Source organism: Streptomyces sp. Go-475 (assembly GCF_003330845.1).
Taxonomy (GTDB): Bacteria; Actinomycetota; Actinomycetes; order Streptomycetales; family Streptomycetaceae; genus Streptomyces.
The window spans coordinates 3,924,970-3,940,711 of sequence record NZ_CP026121.1 but is presented as its reverse complement, the minus strand read 5'-3'; the positions used below and the strand labels follow the sequence as shown (position 1 = coordinate 3,940,711).

Annotated in this window: 18 protein-coding genes; 15 read left to right on the top strand and 3 right to left on the bottom strand. The window is 70.4% G+C overall.

Annotation, left to right across the window (positions count from 1 at the left end; genetic code table 11):
- The first annotated feature begins 113 nt into the window (after positions 1 to 113).
- Genes C1703_RS18115 through C1703_RS18105 form a run of 3 tightly spaced genes read left to right on the top strand, consistent with a single transcriptional unit; the run spans position 114 to position 2,119 of the window.
- Positions 114 to 689 carry an FABP family protein gene (locus tag C1703_RS18115; protein ID WP_114253856.1) on the top strand — a complete coding sequence of 192 codons (576 nt, stop codon included), beginning with the start codon at positions 114 to 116 and terminating at the stop codon, positions 687 to 689.
- A gap of 16 nt (positions 690 to 705) precedes the next feature.
- Positions 706 to 1,143 (top strand): transcriptional repressor, encoded by a 438-nt coding sequence (locus C1703_RS18110; protein WP_114253855.1) that lies wholly within the window; start codon positions 706 to 708, stop codon positions 1,141 to 1,143.
- A gap of 10 nt (positions 1,144 to 1,153) precedes the next feature.
- On the top strand, positions 1,154 to 2,119 hold the full coding sequence (locus tag C1703_RS18105; protein WP_114253854.1) for a folate-binding protein YgfZ: 966 nt from the start codon (positions 1,154 to 1,156) through the stop codon (positions 2,117 to 2,119).
- 19 nt (positions 2,120 to 2,138) lie between these two features.
- On the opposite strand, the gene dtd is transcribed toward C1703_RS18105, so the two are convergent.
- Positions 2,139 to 2,564: a D-aminoacyl-tRNA deacylase gene (dtd, locus tag C1703_RS18100; RefSeq protein ID WP_114253853.1), complete on the bottom strand. Its 426-nt coding sequence runs from the start codon at positions 2,562 to 2,564 to the stop codon at positions 2,139 to 2,141.
- 212 nt (positions 2,565 to 2,776) lie between these two features.
- Between dtd and C1703_RS18095 the strand changes: the two genes are divergently transcribed.
- From C1703_RS18095 to C1703_RS18085, 3 genes are all read left to right on the top strand, one after another.
- Positions 2,777 to 3,409, top strand: coding sequence for an aerial mycelium formation protein (locus C1703_RS18095; RefSeq protein WP_114253852.1), 633 nt, complete (start codon positions 2,777 to 2,779; stop codon positions 3,407 to 3,409).
- 77 nt (positions 3,410 to 3,486) lie between these two features.
- Complete coding sequence (locus tag C1703_RS18090) at positions 3,487 to 4,749, top strand: GNAT family N-acetyltransferase (RefSeq protein WP_114253851.1); 1,263 nt, start codon at positions 3,487 to 3,489, stop codon at positions 4,747 to 4,749.
- Between the two features lie 263 nt (positions 4,750 to 5,012).
- Positions 5,013 to 5,915 carry a winged helix-turn-helix domain-containing protein gene (locus C1703_RS18085; RefSeq protein ID WP_114253850.1) on the top strand — a complete coding sequence of 301 codons (903 nt, stop codon included), beginning with the start codon at positions 5,013 to 5,015 and terminating at the stop codon, positions 5,913 to 5,915.
- Position 5,916: 1 nt separating this feature from the next.
- Here C1703_RS18085 and C1703_RS18080 read toward each other — a convergent pair whose 3' ends face one another.
- Complete coding sequence (locus C1703_RS18080) at positions 5,917 to 6,105, bottom strand: hypothetical protein (protein ID WP_114253849.1); 189 nt, start codon at positions 6,103 to 6,105, stop codon at positions 5,917 to 5,919.
- Positions 6,106 to 6,252: 147 nt separating this feature from the next.
- Here C1703_RS18080 and C1703_RS39750 point away from each other — a divergent pair, with 147 nt between their 5' ends.
- Genes C1703_RS39750 through C1703_RS18060 form a run of 4 tightly spaced genes read left to right on the top strand, consistent with a single transcriptional unit; the run spans position 6,253 to position 9,526 of the window.
- Positions 6,253 to 7,134, top strand: coding sequence for a winged helix-turn-helix domain-containing protein (locus tag C1703_RS39750; RefSeq protein WP_114253848.1), 882 nt, complete (start codon positions 6,253 to 6,255; stop codon positions 7,132 to 7,134).
- Positions 7,131 to 7,856 (top strand): HAD family hydrolase, encoded by a 726-nt coding sequence (locus C1703_RS18070; RefSeq protein WP_232840523.1) that lies wholly within the window; start codon positions 7,131 to 7,133, stop codon positions 7,854 to 7,856. The genes C1703_RS39750 and C1703_RS18070 overlap by 4 nt, the downstream gene beginning before the upstream one ends.
- Positions 7,857 to 7,904: 48 nt before the next feature.
- Positions 7,905 to 8,783 carry a winged helix-turn-helix domain-containing protein gene (locus C1703_RS18065; RefSeq protein WP_114253847.1) on the top strand — a complete coding sequence of 293 codons (879 nt, stop codon included), beginning with the start codon at positions 7,905 to 7,907 and terminating at the stop codon, positions 8,781 to 8,783.
- Between the two features lie 29 nt (positions 8,784 to 8,812).
- Positions 8,813 to 9,526 carry an HAD-IA family hydrolase gene (locus C1703_RS18060; protein ID WP_232840522.1) on the top strand — a complete coding sequence of 238 codons (714 nt, stop codon included), beginning with the start codon at positions 8,813 to 8,815 and terminating at the stop codon, positions 9,524 to 9,526.
- A gap of 14 nt (positions 9,527 to 9,540) precedes the next feature.
- Here C1703_RS18060 and C1703_RS18055 read toward each other — a convergent pair whose 3' ends face one another.
- Positions 9,541 to 9,732, bottom strand: a complete 192-nt coding sequence (locus C1703_RS18055) for a hypothetical protein (protein ID WP_114257482.1) — start codon at positions 9,730 to 9,732, stop codon at positions 9,541 to 9,543.
- Between the two features lie 184 nt (positions 9,733 to 9,916).
- On the opposite strand from C1703_RS18055, the gene C1703_RS18050 reads away from it, so the two are divergent.
- From C1703_RS18050 to C1703_RS18030, 5 genes are all read left to right on the top strand, one after another.
- A complete protein-coding gene (locus C1703_RS18050) occupies positions 9,917 to 10,804 on the top strand; it encodes a winged helix-turn-helix domain-containing protein (protein WP_114253845.1) in 888 nt (295 codons plus the stop codon).
- Between the two features lie 202 nt (positions 10,805 to 11,006).
- A complete protein-coding gene (locus C1703_RS18045; protein WP_232840521.1) occupies positions 11,007 to 12,140 on the top strand; it encodes an aminoglycoside phosphotransferase family protein in 1,134 nt (377 codons plus the stop codon).
- Positions 12,141 to 12,174: 34 nt separating this feature from the next.
- Positions 12,175 to 12,924 carry an HAD-IA family hydrolase gene (locus tag C1703_RS18040; protein WP_114253844.1) on the top strand — a complete coding sequence of 250 codons (750 nt, stop codon included), beginning with the start codon at positions 12,175 to 12,177 and terminating at the stop codon, positions 12,922 to 12,924.
- Positions 12,925 to 13,017: 93 nt separating this feature from the next.
- On the top strand, positions 13,018 to 13,665 hold the full coding sequence (locus C1703_RS18035) for a TetR family transcriptional regulator (protein ID WP_114253843.1): 648 nt from the start codon (positions 13,018 to 13,020) through the stop codon (positions 13,663 to 13,665).
- Positions 13,666 to 13,716: 51 nt separating this feature from the next.
- A complete protein-coding gene (locus C1703_RS18030; protein ID WP_114253842.1) occupies positions 13,717 to 15,738 on the top strand; it encodes an AAA family ATPase in 2,022 nt (673 codons plus the stop codon).
- Positions 15,739 to 15,742 lie beyond the last annotated feature (4 nt).

Genomic DNA, 15,742 nt, shown 5'->3' with positions numbered 1-15,742 from the left:
CTTTTCTTCGAAATCCTGTTGGTCCTGGTCGCCGTCGGCGTCCTCGCGTTCGCCGGACTGACCGTGAAGAAGCTGTACCAGGGCCAGCGCTGACCCACCTCTAGGAAGTTCTGATGATCGAGATCCCGTCCGACCTCCACAAGGACCTCGTCCCGCTCGCCTTCCTGCTCGGCAACTGGGCGGGGGCCGGTGTGCACGACTTCCCCGGCTCCGAGAAGTGCAACTTCGGGCAGGAGGTCGCCTTCACCCACGACGGCCGGGACTTCCTGGAGTACCGGTCCCACTCGTGGGTCCTGGACAAGGACGGCAACAAGGTCCGCCCGCTGGAGTCCGAGCACGGCTTCTGGCGGATCGACGCCGACCGCAAGGTCGAGGTGACGATGACCCGCGACGACGGCGTCATCGAGATCTGGTACGGCGAGCTGGCCGACAAGAAGCCGCAGATCGACCTCGTCACCGACGCGGTGGCCCGCACGGCGGCCTCCCGGCCCTACAGCGGCGGCAAGCGGCTGTACGGCTACGTCAACAGCGACCTGATGTGGGTCGGCGAGAAGCAGACCCCCGAGGTCGAGCTGCGCCCCTACATGTCGGCCCACCTGAAGAAGGCCGTCACCCCGGAGGAGGTCGAGCGCTGGGCCAAGGCCCTGCCCGACGACCTGCCGGACGACGGCATCGCCTTCTTCAAGTAGTTCTAGACTCGTCCGTGTGGTGAGCACCGACTGGAAGAGCGATCTGCGGCAGCGCGGCTACCGGCTGACCCCGCAGCGGCAACTCGTGCTCGAAGCCGTGGACACCCTGGAACACGCGACCCCCGACGACATCCTCGTGGAAGTGAGGAAGACGGCGTCGGGGGTCAACATTTCCACGGTGTACCGGACGCTGGAGCTGCTGGAGGAACTCGGGCTGGTCAGCCACGCGCACCTGGGGCACGGGGCGCCGACGTACCACCTCGCGGACCGGCACCACCACATCCACCTGGTGTGCCGGGACTGCGAGGGCGTCATCGAGGCGGACGTCTCCGTGGCCGCGGAGTTCACGGCCAAGCTGCGCGCCGAGTTCGGGTTCGACACCGACCTGAAGCACTTCGCGATCTTCGGCCGCTGCCAGGAGTGCACGCTCAAGGCTTCAACTACCGAGTCGTAGGCTTACGGATATGAAGAGCCCCCTGCTGACCCTGCCCGGCGCCGTCCCCGCCGAGGGCGTGGACGAAGGCGTCGCCGCCCACTACGGCGACCTGTTCCGCGAGCAGCGCGCCCTCGCCGACGGCACCGGCTTCGTGGACCTCTCGCACCGCGGGGTCGTCACCGTCACCGGCGAGGACCGGCTGGCCTGGCTGCACCTGCTGCTCACCCAGCACGTCAGCGAGCTTCCCCCGGGCCGGGCCACCGAGGCGCTGATCCTCTCCGCGAACGGCCACATCGAGCACGCGCTGTACCTCGTCGACGACGGCGCGACGGTCTGGGCCCACGTCGAGCCGGGCACCCAGGAGGCGCTGATCGCCTACCTGGAGTCGATGAAGTTCTTCTACCGGGTCGAGGTCGCCGACCGCACCGCCGACATCGCGGTCGTCCACCTCCCGGCCGGCTCCATCGCCGAGGTCCCCGAGGACGCCGTCGTACGGGAGACGCCGCACGGCCGGGACCTGTTCCTGCCGCGCGCCGACCTGGAGGCGTACGCCGCGCAGGCCGGGCCGCCCGCCGGGATCCTCGCCTACGAGGCGCTGCGCGTGGAGCAGCACCGGCCCCGGCTCGGCTTCGAGACCGACCACCGCACCATCCCGCACGAGCTGGGCTGGATCGGCTCGGCGGTGCACCTGCAGAAGGGCTGCTACCGCGGCCAGGAGACGGTCGCCCGGGTGCAGAACCTGGGCAAGCCGCCGCGCCGCCTGGTCTTCCTGCACCTGGACGGCAGCGAGGTGCACCTGCCGGTGGCCGGCACCGAGCTGCGGCTCGCGGCGGACGGCCCCGACGGCCGGAAGATCGGTTTCATCACGACCTCCGTGCGCCACCACGAGCTGGGCCCGGTCGCCCTCGCCCTGGTGAAGCGGAACGTGCCCGTGGACGCGCCCCTGGTGGCCGGGGACACGGCGGCGGCCCAGGAAGTCGTCGTCGAGCCGTAGAGCTTGTCATTCTTTCGGGTCAGATCTCGATCAGCACGGTGAACGGGCCGTCGTTCGTCAGTGATACACGCATCGCCGCCCCGAAACGGCCCGTCGCCACCGTCGCGCCCAGCGAGCGCAGCTGGGCGACCACCTCGTCGACCAGGGGCTCCGCGACATCGCCGGGGGCGGCCGCGTTCCAGGTGGGGCGGCGGCCCTTGCGGGCGTCTCCGTAGAGGGTGAACTGGCTGATCACCAGGAGCGGGGCGTCGACGTCGCTGCAGGACTTCTCGTCGTGCAGCATGCGGATCGACCACAGCTTGCGGGCCAGCTGGGCCGCCTTCTCCTTGGTGTCCTCGTGGGTCACGCCGACGAGGACGCACAGCCCCTCGCCCTCGATCGCCCCCACGGTTTCGCCGTCCACGACGACGCTCGCGCCGTCCACCCTCTGCACCACAGCTCGCATGTGTCCATCATGCCGGGAGGTGACGTCAGTGCCGTGACCGGTGCGCGCATGGCCCGAAAGGGTGGTTTGCGCCGGGCGCCAACTGCCAGCGCTGGACCGTATTTTGCTGCTTAACCGCCCATCTGGGGTCTATCGGGGGCACTCGTTCCCATAGCGGCCACTTGGGGTGGCACGATGCTTGCACACACCGGTCGAGGGGACGGTCGAGGCACATGAGCACACCAAGCACCGGGCAGCAGCCGGGGGCTGTCTGGTCGACGTACACGGGGATCGGGGCGCCGGAGTACCACCGGCCCCCCACACAGCGCACGGACAGCCCGCGGCTGCCCTCGGACACTCCCGAACACCACCTGGCCGCACTGAGCCTGCCCGAGCTGCGCGCGCTGCGCCGCGAGGCCCAGCGCGACGAGGCCGACCTCAGCTACGTACGGCGGCTGCTGCAGGGGCGGATCGACATCCTCCGCGCGGAGCTGGCGCGGCGCAGCCCGGAGGGGGAGGCCGCCCTCGCCGCGCCCGCCGAGGCGTCCGTCGTCGAGCGGCTCGCGGAGATCCTGCGCGACGCCCCCGCCCGGCACCGCTCCTCCGCCCGGCACGTGACCCTGGGCACGCCCCAGGGCGAGGAGTACCGGCGGCTGGCCGCCGAGATGCTCGGCGAGGTCGAGCTGTCCGACCTGGGCGCGCGCACGGACCTGGAACTGAACACGGGGATCGGGCGGCTCGTGCGCTACGAGCAGCAGGTCTCCCGGCGCCGCCAGCGGCTCCAGCGCACGGCCGACGAGTGCAGCGCGGAGATCGCCCGCCGCTACCGCGAAGGGGAGGCGCAGGTCGACGACCTGCTGGTGTGAGCGCCCCTGGGGGCGTCGGGGAGGGCCGGTCGGATATTGACGCGACACCGACCGGCCCTCCCCTTAGCGTGAGGCCCATGGCCCCTGCTTCCCGTGCCGACGGCATCGACGTACGTCCCGTCACCGAAGCCGAGTTCACCGACTGGCTGCGGGCCGTGAGCACCGGCTTCCTGCGGGTGCCCGTGCTGTCCGAGGAGGAGATCGAGGGGCGCCGCGAGCGGTTCGTGGCGGGCCGTTACCTCGGTGCCTTCGACGGCGGCCGGTGTGTGGCGACCTTCCGTTCCTTCGACCAGGAGCTGACGGCCGTGGGCGGGGCGAGGGTCCGGGCCGACGCCGTCTCGGGCGTCACCGTCCACCCCACCCACCGCCGTCGCGGCCTGCTCAGCAGCATGATGGCGCGGGACCTGGCCGCCGCGAAGGACCGCGGGGACGTCGTCGCGACGCTGATCGCCGCCGAGTACCCGATCTACGGCCGCTACGGCTTCGGGCCGGCGACCTGGACGGCCGAGTGGACGATCGACGTGCCCCGCGCCGGCCTCGACCCCCGCTGGGCGGGCCCGGCGGACGGCGGGCGGATCGATCTCGTGGAGGGCGAGGACGTCCGCAGGCTCGGCCCGGGCCTGCACGCGCGGCTGTGCCGCCGGCAGCCCGGCGCCATCGACCGCGACGAGCTGTGGTGGAAGTGGAACACCGGCGCCGTACGGGTCGACCCGACCTGGAAGGACCCCTTCTTCGCCGTGTACCGCTCGGCGTCCGGCGAGGTCGAGGGCATGGCCGCCTACGACGTCGACGACAACTGGGGTGACGGCAAGCAGCCGTTGAACACGGCGACCGTGCGGTGGCTGACCGGCGTCACCCCGGCCGCGGAGCGCGCCCTGTGGCAGTACCTCTGCTCCATCGACTGGGTCGTGCGCGTCAAGAGCGGCTCACGGGCGCCCGACGACCTGCTCCCGCTGCTCCTGCCCGACCCGCGGGCGGCCGCGATCACCACGCTGGCGGACTGGCTGTGGGTGCGGATCCTCGACGTCGAACGGGCCCTGGAGGCGCGGACGTACGAGGGGGAGGGGACGCTGGTGCTGGAGGTCGCCGGGGTGGACGGGCTGACCGGCGGGCGCTACCGGCTCCAGGCCGGTGCCGAGGGGGCGTCCTGTACGCCGACCCGTCAGAGCGCCGAACTCGTGCTCGGCCTGGGCGAGCTGGGGGCGCTGTGGCTCGGGGACGAGTCGGCGGTGCGGCTCGCGGCGGCCGGGCGCGTGCGGGAAGAACGAGCGGGCGCCGCCCGGAAGGCCGACGCCCTGCTGCGTACGTCCAGGCGGCCGTGGTGCCCGGACCTGTTCTGAGTCGCTCCCTTCTGCCGGTGGACAGGGACCCGCATCCGTAGCGAGCTGTTCGGTTGTGGTTGTTGTGCGGTGGTGCCGGCCTGGCGGGGCTCCCGGCTCCCCTCCGGAAGGGAGTCCCGTGGCGGGTGGCCAACCTCCTGGAGGTCCGACCATGTCGCTCAAGTTGGCGACCAACTTCACTCTTCTTATCTCCGTTTGGAAGCGTCTCATAACCACCTTTCCGTGAACTGCCGAAAGATGGCGGGAAGTTGTAGCGTTGAGGTGTGGACCCGGAACACGCCTCCGTCAATGGACGGAAGAGGTCGCTACGGCCACAGCGGACACATCACGAGGTGGCCGACGAGCTGCGCGCCCGGATCAGGTCGGGTGCACTGCGGCCGGGTGAACGCATGCCCACCCAGGCGCAGCTGGCACAGGAGTTCGGTGTCGAACGCGGGGCGGTGCGCCAGGCGCTGCGCATCCTGCAGTCCGAGCAGTTGCTCACCAACGTGTCCAAGGGCAGCCCGGCGACCGTGGCCCCGGATCCCGCCGGGGCGCTGACCGGCCCGGAAGCCCCGCCCCTGCCCACGACGGTGGCCCTCGCGCCCCGGATCGCGGCGGCCTTCGCGGCGGAGCACGTCGAGATCGACGCCGTGTGCCTGACCTCCATCTCCCTCACGCTGGCCATCGGTGAGCCGCTGCGCCAGATCCACGCCGGACGGCTGAAACCGGCCAAGGTCGACGTCCGGGTCCTGCTGCCGAGCCGGGACATCGACCTCGCCTTCCCGGTGCCGGTCGAGGGGCGCGACGACGACTGGGTGCACGACCGCTGGCTGGCGATGCGCAACGCGCAGGGGCAGGTGCTCCAGCACAACCTGCTGGCGCTGCGCGCCACGCACGGCATCGACGTCCGGGTGACGTTCCGGGCGCTGCCCTTCACCCCGCCGGTGAAGCTGTACCTGCTCAACGGCACGGAGGCGCTGTTCGCGTACTACACGCTGACGCGCCGGGAGGCCCAGATCGACCACGAGCACCTGGAGATGTACGACGCCCAGGGCACCCAGTCGATGCTGTTCTCCTTCCAGCAGGGGCCGGGCCTGCGTGACACGACGTTCGTGGAGCAGTCCCACCTGTGGTTCAACGCATTGTGGGAGACGATCAGTTCGGAGCTGGTGCTCACGAGCTGACCTACCGGGCGGGCCCTGTGATCAGCAGCGCGAGCACGACCGCTCCCGCGGAGCTGACGGCCGGGCTCTTGGCCTTGATGCCCACCGTGAGAAGGAGCAGGCCGACGATGCCGGCCGGGCCGTACTTCCACTGGACGAGCTGCTCGAAGAGGACGACGAAGGTGGCGGAGAGGAGAGCGAGGGCAGGCATCGGGGTTCCCCCTTCGGAAGTTCGGAAGCAAAACTTCCGCCAACTCCGAGAAGTTGGCAACCAACTATGCTTGAGTTGTCCCCACTTGGTCCCTAGTTATAAACAACTTTCAAGCAACTCCCGCCAGATGGATCAGGGTTGTAGCGTTTGGTCGTGACCCAGGAGAACGTGGCAGTGAACGGCAGCAGAAGGCTCTCGTCCCAGGAGATCGCCGACCACCTGCGGGAACGTATCCGCACGGGTGAGCTCAAGCCGGGCGACCGCCTGCCCACCCAGGCCGAGCTCGCGGAGCAGTTCGGCGTGGAACGCGGCGCCGTCCGCCAGGCCCTGCGGGCACTCCAGGAGGACGGACTCCTCACCAACGTCAGCAAGGGCAGCCCGCCGCGGATCGCCGCGCCGGCTCCGGCCCGGGGCGAGCCGCAGCCGACCATGGTGGGGCTTGCGCCGCGCCTGACGGAGGCGTTCTCGGTCCCGCGCGTCCGCGTCGACGTCGTCTGCCACACGTCGGAGACGCTGATGGTGGCCCTCGGAGAACCACTGCGCCGTATCCACGAGAATCGCAGCCGCCCCGAGTCGATCGACCTGCGCCTCCTGCTCCCCTCGCGGCACATCAACCTGGCATTTCCCCGCCTCGTCGAGGAGCAGGGGGAGGACGACCCGGTGCACCAGCGATGGCTGGAGATGCGCAACGCCCAGCTCCGGGTCCTCAGACACAACCTGCTGACGCTGCGCTCCACGCACGGCATCGACGTCCACGTCACGTTCCGGGCGCTGCCCTTCACCCCGCCCATGAAGCTGTACGTACTCAACGGCCAGGAGGCGCTGTTGGGGTACTACATGCTGACCCGGCGAGAAGAGGAGTGGGGGAGCCGGACCCTGGACATGTACGACGCGCTGGGCTCGAAGTCCCTCCTCTTCTCGTTCCTGAAGCAGGCCGGACACCGCGATGCCCGGCTTGTGGAGGAAACCCAGAAGTGGTTCGACGCCCTCTGGGAAACCATCACGACGGACCTGACACTGTCCTGGTGACTTCTCGCGGGGAGACGGCGTCGACCGAAGAACTGCGGAGACTGCTCGCTCCGGCTCGTTACATCCTCTGGGACCTGGACGGGCCGATCTGCCGCCTGTTCGCGGGTCACCCGGCGTCCGAGGTGGCCCGGGAGCTGGTGCAGCTGATCAGACGGCAGGGGCTGGGCGGGCTGCTCACAGAGGAGGAAGGCTTCTACCTCGACCCCCAGGCCGTACTGCTGGAGGTGGATAAACGGCATCCGGACAGCGACCTGATCACTCGGCTCGAGGACTGGCTCACCCAGCATGAACTCCTCGCCGTTCCCACCGCGCTGCCCACGCCGTACGCCGATCCGCTGATCAGAACATGGTCGGGACTGGGTGCGAGGTTCGCCATCACGACCAACAACTCCGCGCTCGCGGCGGCCTCCTACATCGAGACCCGGCACCTCGAGGGCTGCTTCCCCTGCATATACGGGCGCACCAGGAACCTCAGCCAGATGAAGCCCCACCCGCACTCCCTGCTCCAGGCCCTCGATGCCCTGGGTGCGGACCCGTCCCAGGCGCTGATGCTGGGCGATGCCGGGACGGACTACCAGGCGGCACAGGAGCTGGGTGTCCCGTTCCTGGGCTACGCGCGCGACGATCAGAAGCTGCGCCACCTGACGCACGTGGGCGTCCAGGCGTCGCACGTCGTTCGCTCACTGGAGGAAGTCCTGGTCGCGATCACATGTCCGCTGTAGCCAGTGCTGGTGAGAACGCCACAGCGCAGGTGACATCGGTCGTACGGTGTGCTCGTGACTCAGGAGAACGTGGCAGTGAACGGCAGCGGAAGGCTCTCGTCCCAGGAGATCGCCGACCACCTGCGGGAGCGTATCCGTGCCGGTGAGCTCAGGCCGGGGGACCGCCTGCCCACCCAGGCCGAACTGGCGGAGGAGTTCGGCGTGGAACGCGGTGCGGTGCGCCAGGCCCTGCGAGTACTCCAGGAGGACGGACTCCTCACCAATGTCAGCAAGGGCAGCCCGCCGCGGATCGCCGCGCCGGCTCCGGCCCGGGGCGAGCCGCAGCCGACGATGGTGGGGCTGGCGCCCCGGCTGACGGAGGCGTTCTCGGTCCCGCGGGTCCGCGTCGACGTCGTCTGCCACACCGCGGAGACGCTGATGGTGGCCCTCGGCGAGCCGCTCCGGCTGATCCACGAGGGCCGGATCCGCCCCGAGTCGATCGACGTCCGCATCCTCGTCCCGTCGCGGGACATCGAACTGGCCTTCCCTGTGCCCGTGGAGGCGCACGGTGACGGCAACCCGGTCCACCAGCGCTGGCTGGCGATGCGCAACGCCCAGGGGCAGGTGCTCCAGCACAACCTGCTGGCGCTGCGCTCGACGCACGGCATCGACGTCCATGTCACGTTCCGGGCGCTGCCCTTCACCCCGCCCGTGAAGCTGTACCTGCTCAACCAGGAGGAGGCGCTGATCGGTTACTACATGCTGACCAGGCGCGCGGAGGAGTGGGGCAGCCAGACCCTGGACATGTACGACGTCCTGGGCTCCCAGTCCCTCCTCTTCTCCTTCGTGAAGCGGTCGGGCCGGCAGGACGCGGCGTTCGTGCAGGAATCCCAGAAGTGGTTCGACGCCCTCTGGGAAACCATCACGACGGACCTGACACTCTCCTAGTGACTTCTGATACGACGAAGACTGGTTCGGTGAGGATCGCGACCGAAGGTGATCCGTATGAACTCCGCGATCTGATCAGACGCGCCCATGTCGTGCTCTGGGACTTCGACGGGCCCATCTGCCGGCTGTTCGCGCGCCACTCGGCGGAGCGTGTGGCGCGCGACCTGGTGTCCTGGCTGGAGGGCCGCGGCCTGCACGGCCTCCTCACCGGGGACGAGCGTGACTCGCTCGACCCCCACATGGTTCTGCGCGCCGTGGATGGCCGGCATCCCGGCAGTGACCTGGTCACGGAGCTGGAGAAACGTCTCACCCAGGAAGAGTCGCGGGCCGCCGTCACCGCCATGCCGACCGCGTACGCGGACCCGCTGATCCGCACCTGGACAGCTGTCGGTGCCCGCCTGGCCGTCGCCAGCAACAACTCACCGCGGGTGATCCGTCAGTACCTCACCAGCCGTGGTCTCCTCCCGTGCTTCTCCCCGCACGTCTACGGCCGGACGAGCGACCTTCAGCTGCTCAAGCCGGATCCGCACTCCTTGAACCGGGCGCTGAGTGCCATGGGAGCCGCCCCGTCGTCCGCCCTGATGATCGGCGACACTCCTACCGACTACCTGGCCGCGAAGCACGCGGGCGTACCGTTCCTGGGCTACGCACGCAGCGACCGGACGGCCGAACCGCTGCGGGAAGCCGGGGCAGAAGTCGTGCTGCCCTCGCTGGAGCCGTTGCTGCAGCTTCTGCGGGGCTGAGACCAGGCCGCGGCTCAGGGCTTCGTCATGAGGATCAGCAGGATCACGGCGCCGAGGGACACGCACGTCGAGTTCCGTGCCTTGAGACCGACGGCCAGAAGGAAGAGGGCGACCATCCCCATCGCCCCCAGCTTCCACTGCACGAGCTGCTCGAAGCCGAGCACGAGCACCACACCCACGAACTGCAGAGCCGGCGCTATCACCACGATGTCCCCCTTGTGGGCCGTCGGCCGCTGGGCCGCCACCTGCCAACCAATTGGACTGGTTGCCTAAAAGTGGTCTAGCCGCATGTGTAGATCCTTAATCACCGGTCCAATTGGTCGTTCATTGGTTGGGTGAAACTGGACTGAGGTTGGTGTGCTTCCGGTTGGAGGGCGGTAGGTTCTGGGCATGACCAGCTCAGCGAAGAGGGAAGGCGCCGGCCGTAGGTTCTTGCAGGTGGCGGAGCTCCTGCGCAACCGCATCGCGGACGAGACGTACCCGGCCGGCAGCATGCTGCCGGCCCAACGGCAGCTGGCCGCGGACCTCGGCGTTTCGAGGGAGACACTCCGGCGCGTTCTCGGGCAGCTCGCCGACGAAGGCCTGCTCGACGTCCGTCAGGGCAGCGGCAGCCGGGTTCTGGACCAGCCTTCCGGGCCGCGGAAGAGGGTCGTGGACCAGGCGGCCGCCCGGCCTGCCCTCGGATCGTGGATCGAGCGGGCCTTTCAGGAGACGGGCGAGGTGAGCATCGATGTCTTCTCGTTGACCTCCGAAACCCTGTACGGCCATCTCAAGAGACAGGCCGAACGCATCATCGTCGAGAAGAGGGCTGCGCCGACTTCCCTGCACATCCGCATGCTGGTGCCCGGTGAGGAGCAGTCGCTGGCCCATCCCCAGGCGGAGGACCCGGACGACCCACGGATCCACCAGCGTTGGCGGGCGATGGCGCGCCGGTACGCCAGGGAGATGAGCGATTTGGTCGCCCAGCTCAGGGAGCGTGGTGTCGACGCCCGCTTGGAGGTCAAGCGTGTACCGCTGACGCCTCCCTTCAAGCTGTACATCCTCAACAGGCAGCACCTGCTGTACGGGATGTACATGCCGGAGAAGACCGTCATCACACTCGACGACGACGAGGAGACGCAGGTGAAGGCGATTGATGTCATCGGCGCCTTCTCGAAGCTCCACTACTTCCACAGCGGGTCCGTGGATGCCCGCGATGTGGCGTTCTTCGAAGACCTGCGTGACTGGTTCCAGGCGACTTGGAACGTTCTGGGTTCAACGGCACGTCGAGAGAAGTGAGACGTTCCGGCCCACTGTGTGAAGGGGGCGTCCAGATAGTGGCACGCGGTGATTCACGCCGGTCGTCGTACTACTCTGTGCGCTCATGTCGTCCCCTCTGCACCGCAGAGCGTTCCATTCGTTGGTACGCCGACTCGCGGAGGCAAGGCGCCGCAGCCCCGACGGGGAGGTGGTTTCCGGCCATCACAACACGAACCTCGTCATGCCCCTGGGGACTCCGCTGGCATGTCTGCTGCGGCAGCGTTCGGGAGACGTTCTCGCCAAGTTCCGTACGCCCATGCAGGCGGTCGAAGTAGTGCCACGGCTCTGGCGACGGGAGTCCGAGCTGCTGAGGGTGCTCGACGGCCGGGTGCGTCATGTTCCGCGCTGCCTGGCGGACTTCGGAGAGTGGTCCCTGCACGAGTACCTGCCGGGCCCTACCCTCGCCGAGGTGGCCCCCTCGGGGCAGCGGATCGGCCCTGACCGGCTGTCCGCGCTCGCCGAGTTCTTCGCGGAACTCGCCGGGGTGCCCGGGTGCGCTCTCCCCCCGCGGCCTGCGGACTGGCCGGACGACGGCGACAGCGAAGGGTTCCTGAGGTGGCTGGCCGGCTTCACCGAGCAGCGGGTGGACCAGGCCAATCGGCCGCGTTTCGGCATGCTGTTCGATGCCGTGGGCATTCCCCGTGATGCCGTCGAACGCTTTCTGAACATCGTTCCTCCCCCGGCCCGGCGTCCCTTCGCCCTGTTGCACACGGACGTCCACCGGGCCAATGTGCTGGTCCTGCCCGCAGAGGAGGGCGAGCGTCTGGCGGTGATCGACTGGGAACTCGCCCTCTACGGCGACCCGTTGCACGACCTCGCGACGCATCTGGTCCGCATGGACTACGCCAAGGAGGAGCGCGAGGCGATGATCGACCTGTGGGCCCAGGCGATGCGCTGCGCCGGACACGGCGAGATGACCGCCGACCTGGACCGAGGCCTGCGCGTCTACCGCGACTTCGAGTACGTCCAGTCGCTCTACCCGGACGTGATGCGGGCCGCGCTGTACCTGTCCGAGCGTCCCGCGGAACGCGAACTGTCCGAGGCGGCCGACCGGGTGTGCCGTGCGCTGCACCGGGCCTGGCAGCCGCTGGGACTCACCGGTGAACCCCGGGACGAGAACGAGGTCCGTGAAGCACTGCGCCGGTGGCATGCCGCAGACCAGGAATGGCGTGTTCGGTCGGCTGCGGACGGGCCCCGTGGTGATGAGCCCGATCAGGAAGACATAGCCCGGCGTTCGCCAAGGCGGCGGCATCGAGCCCGGCAACCCCGTCCGGTCTCCGCGGGGCGCAGGGAGCCGACGGGCGTGCCGAACTGAGACGGACCGAGCGGGGAAGGCGAGCGGATACGACATGGCGGTCGGCGTCGACAGGTTCACGGACGTACGCAGAGTGCTGGCCGGGGCCCGCTGTGTGCTCTTCGACTTCGACGGGCCGATCTGTCGGCTCTTCCCCGAGGGCAGGTCGCAGCCGGTCGCCGACGACCTCCGACGCGAGATCCAGGCCTTCGGTGCCTCTCACCTCCTCAGTGCGGCCGAGCGGACCCACAAGGATCCGCATGTGGTCCTGCGCGCGGTCCATCGAGCGCTGCGGGCAGGGTCGCCCGGCCTGGGCGGGCTGCTGCGCCTCCTGGAGGAACGGGTCACGGCCGGTGAACTCGCCGCCGCCGAACTCGTCGCCGCACACCACGAGTGGCACACCCCGGACGCGGACGCCCTCCTCCGCAAGCTGGACAGCCGGGGAGTGGCTCTGGCCGTGGTCACGAACAACTCTGCGCTGGCGGCCGAGGCGTATCTCGAACGGCGCGGACTGCTCTCGTACTTCACCACGGTTCAGGGCCGACGCGCCGACGATCCGGGACTGATGAAGCCACACCCCGACGTCCTCTTTCGCGCACTGCGCGTCCTCGGCCTCGGCCCCGACGACGCGGTGATGATCGGCGACACGGCAACGGACGTGCAGGCGGCCGCACGGGCCGGTGTGGGGTTCGTCGGCTACGGACGCAACGAACGCAAGATCCGCGCGCTGTGCCAGGCGGAGGCCGCGGCGGTGATCACCTCGTACGGGCCGTTGGTCGAGGGGGAATGGGGGCATGGGCCGTGACGCCGTGCTGCTGCCGTCGGACCGGCACCACCCGGGCAGGCCTGTCGACGGGAGCCTCGTTCCGGCCGCCGGAGCACTGCGTAGGCTCCCCTCATGAGCGAGACCGGGCTGCGTGAGCGCAAGAAGCGGCGGATGTACGAGACGGTGTCGGACATCGCCATCCGGCTCTTCCTGGAGAAGGGGTTCGACGCGGTGTCCGTCGCCGAGGTGGCGGCGGCGGCCGAGATCTCCAAGCCGACGCTGTTCCGGTACTTCCCGGCCAAGGAGGATCTGGTGCTGCACCGGATCGCCGACCACGAGGGGGAGGCCGCGCGGGTCGTGGCGGGGTCGGCGGGGGCGCCCGTGGAGGCGCTGCGGCGGCACTTCCTGGAGGGGCTGGAGCGGGGCGATCCGGTGACCGGGCTCAACGATGATCCCCGGGTGCTCGCCTTCCACGGCCTGCTCTACGAGACGCCCTCCCTGGTCGCCCGGGCGCAACTGCACCAGGAGCGGTCCGAGGCCGCGCTCGCCGAGGTGCTCGGGGGCGATCTGGACGCGCGGCTCGCGGCCGGGCAGATCATGGCCGTGCAGCGGATCCTGGCGCTGGAGAACTGGCGTCGGATCGCGGCGGGGGAGCGGGCGGCGGAGCTGCGGGCCGAGGCGGTGGCGGCGGCGGAGCGGGCGTTCGGGTGGCTCGCGGCCGGGATGCCGCCGCGCCTGCGGCGTGCCCGAGGGCAGGACACCACCGCCTCCGCACCCTGATACTCGGTAACTAATTTAACTCAGTCACGTTTTTTGGGTACGCTCGGTGGAATGACGCCGACCGAACCCGCCCTCCAGCACGTCCTCACCCAGGAACGCGCCCACCACGACCGCTGCCGGGCCGCCCTCGCCGCGATGGTCGAGGGCGCCGGCGAACAGGTCGTCATCGGGGAGGACGTCTCCGCCTCGGGCGCCGACGCCGAAGTCCTCGGCTACCGGCTGCGCAGCCGGGCCAAGGCGCTGCGGGAACTGCCCGAGGGCCCCCTGTTCTTCGGGGTGCTGGAGTTCGAGGACGCGGCCGGGCGCCTGCACATCGGGCGGCTGCGCATCTCCGAGCACCCGGCCGAACCGCCCCTCGTCGTCGACTGGCGCGCACCCGTCTCGCGCGCCTTCTACCAGGCCTCGGCCCGTGACCCGCAGGACGTCGCCGTGCGCCGGCGGTTCGGGTGGGCGCCCGGCAGCCGGGGCGACTCCGGGGATCTCACCGGCCTGGAGGACGAGTACCTGGGGCAGGGGGAGAGCCGCGCCAGCGAGATCGTCGCCCAGGAGATCGAACGGCCGCGCGTCGGGCCCATGCGGGACATCGCCGCGACCATCCAGCCCGAGCAGGACGACCTCGTCCGAGGGGATCTCGCGCTGTCGGTGTGCGTGCAGGGCGCGCCCGGCACCGGCAAGACCGCCGTCGGCCTGCACCGGGCCGCGTACCTGCTCTACACGCACCCGCAGCGCGTCCGGCGCGGCGGCCTGCTGATCCTCGGGCCCAACCGCACCTTCCTGTCGTACATCGCGGAGGTCCTGCCGGCCCTCGGCGAGACCGGGGTGCGGCAGTCGACGCTCGCCGAGGAGATCGCCCACTGGCCGGTCCGGGCCGTGGACGACGACTCCGCCGCCGTCGTCAAGCACGACGCCCGGATGGCCGAGGTGCTGCGGCGGGCGCTGTACGCGAGGGTGCGCGCGGAGGGGGCCGGCGAACTCGCCGTGCCGGACGGGTCGTACCGGTGGCGGGTGCCGGCGGAGGAACTGGCGCGGATCGTGCGGGACGTACGGGAGGAGGAACCGCCGTACGGGGTCGGGCGGGAGCGGGTGCGGGCGCGGATCGTGCGGTGTCTGCGCGAGCAGGCCGAGCGGCGGGCCGGGCCGCCCGCGAACGCCTGGGTGCGCAAGGTCGAGCGGGCCCGGCCGGTGTCCGCGTACCTCGACGCCGTCTGGCCCCGGGTGCGGCCCGAGGAGGTCGTGGCCGGACTGCTCGGCGACGAGGCGGCGCTGGCGTCGGCCGCGGACGGGCTGCTGGACGCCGGTGAGCAGCGGGCGCTGCTGTGGGCGAGGCCGCCGCGGTCGTGGAAGTCGGCGCGCTGGTCGGCCGCCGACCTGGTGCTGCTCGACGAGGTGGCCGGGCTGATCGAGCATCCGGAGGGGTACGGGCACGTCGTCGTCGACGAGGCGCAGGACCTGTCCCCGATGGAGTGCCGGGCCATCGCCCGCCGGGCGCCCTTCGGGTCGCTGACGGTGCTGGGCGACCTGGCGCAGGGGACGACGCCGTGGGCGGCGCGCTCGTGGCGCACGGTTCTCGCGCACCTGGGGAAGCCGGACGCGGCCGTGGTCGAGCTGACCACCGGCTTCCGGGTGCCGCGGGCGGTCGTCGGGCTGGCCAACCGGCTGCTGGAACGGCTGGACGTCGACGTGCCGAAGGCCCGTTCGCTGCGCGGGGACGGGGAGTTGCGGATGCGGGAGGCCGCGCCGGAGGCGGTGCCCGCGGCGGTCGTGGACGCCGTACGGGACGCGCTGGAGCGGGAGGGCTCGGTCGGGGTCGTCGCCGCGGACGCGGACGTGCCCCGGGTGCGGGCGGCGCTGGACGCGGCGGGGATCGCGGCGGCGGGCCCGGAGGAACTCGGCGCGCGGGTGTCCCTGGTGCCGGCGAGCGTGGTCAAGGGCCTGGAGTACGACCAGGTGGTGGCCGTGGAGCCGGCCGCGATCGCCGAGGCGGAGGAGCGGGGGCTGCACCGGCTGTACGTGGTGCTGACGCGGGCGGTGTCGCGGCTGGAGGTGGTGCGGGCGAAACCGCTGCCCTTCTGATCAC

Bases quoted from the DNA above. Each gene is read 5' to 3' on its own strand.
- C1703_RS18115 (WP_114253856.1), top strand. From the start codon at position 114: ATGATCGAGATCCCGTCCGACCTCCACAAGGACCTCGTCCCGCTCGCC.
- C1703_RS18105 (WP_114253854.1), top strand. From the start codon at position 1,154: ATGAAGAGCCCCCTGCTGACCCTGCCCGGCGCCGTCCCCGCCGAGGGC.
- dtd (WP_114253853.1), bottom strand. From the start codon at position 2,564: ATGCGAGCTGTGGTGCAGAGGGTGGACGGCGCGAGCGTCGTCGTGGAC.
- C1703_RS18095 (WP_114253852.1), top strand. From the start codon at position 2,777: ATGAGCACACCAAGCACCGGGCAGCAGCCGGGGGCTGTCTGGTCGACG.
- C1703_RS18090 (WP_114253851.1), top strand. From the start codon at position 3,487: ATGGCCCCTGCTTCCCGTGCCGACGGCATCGACGTACGTCCCGTCACC.
- C1703_RS18080 (WP_114253849.1), bottom strand. From the start codon at position 6,105: ATGCCTGCCCTCGCTCTCCTCTCCGCCACCTTCGTCGTCCTCTTCGAG.
- C1703_RS18050 (WP_114253845.1), top strand. From the start codon at position 9,917: ATGACCAGCTCAGCGAAGAGGGAAGGCGCCGGCCGTAGGTTCTTGCAG.
- C1703_RS18045 (WP_232840521.1), top strand. From the start codon at position 11,007: ATGCCCCTGGGGACTCCGCTGGCATGTCTGCTGCGGCAGCGTTCGGGA.
- C1703_RS18040 (WP_114253844.1), top strand. From the start codon at position 12,175: ATGGCGGTCGGCGTCGACAGGTTCACGGACGTACGCAGAGTGCTGGCC.
- C1703_RS18035 (WP_114253843.1), top strand. From the start codon at position 13,018: ATGAGCGAGACCGGGCTGCGTGAGCGCAAGAAGCGGCGGATGTACGAG.
- C1703_RS18030 (WP_114253842.1), top strand. From the start codon at position 13,717: ATGACGCCGACCGAACCCGCCCTCCAGCACGTCCTCACCCAGGAACGC.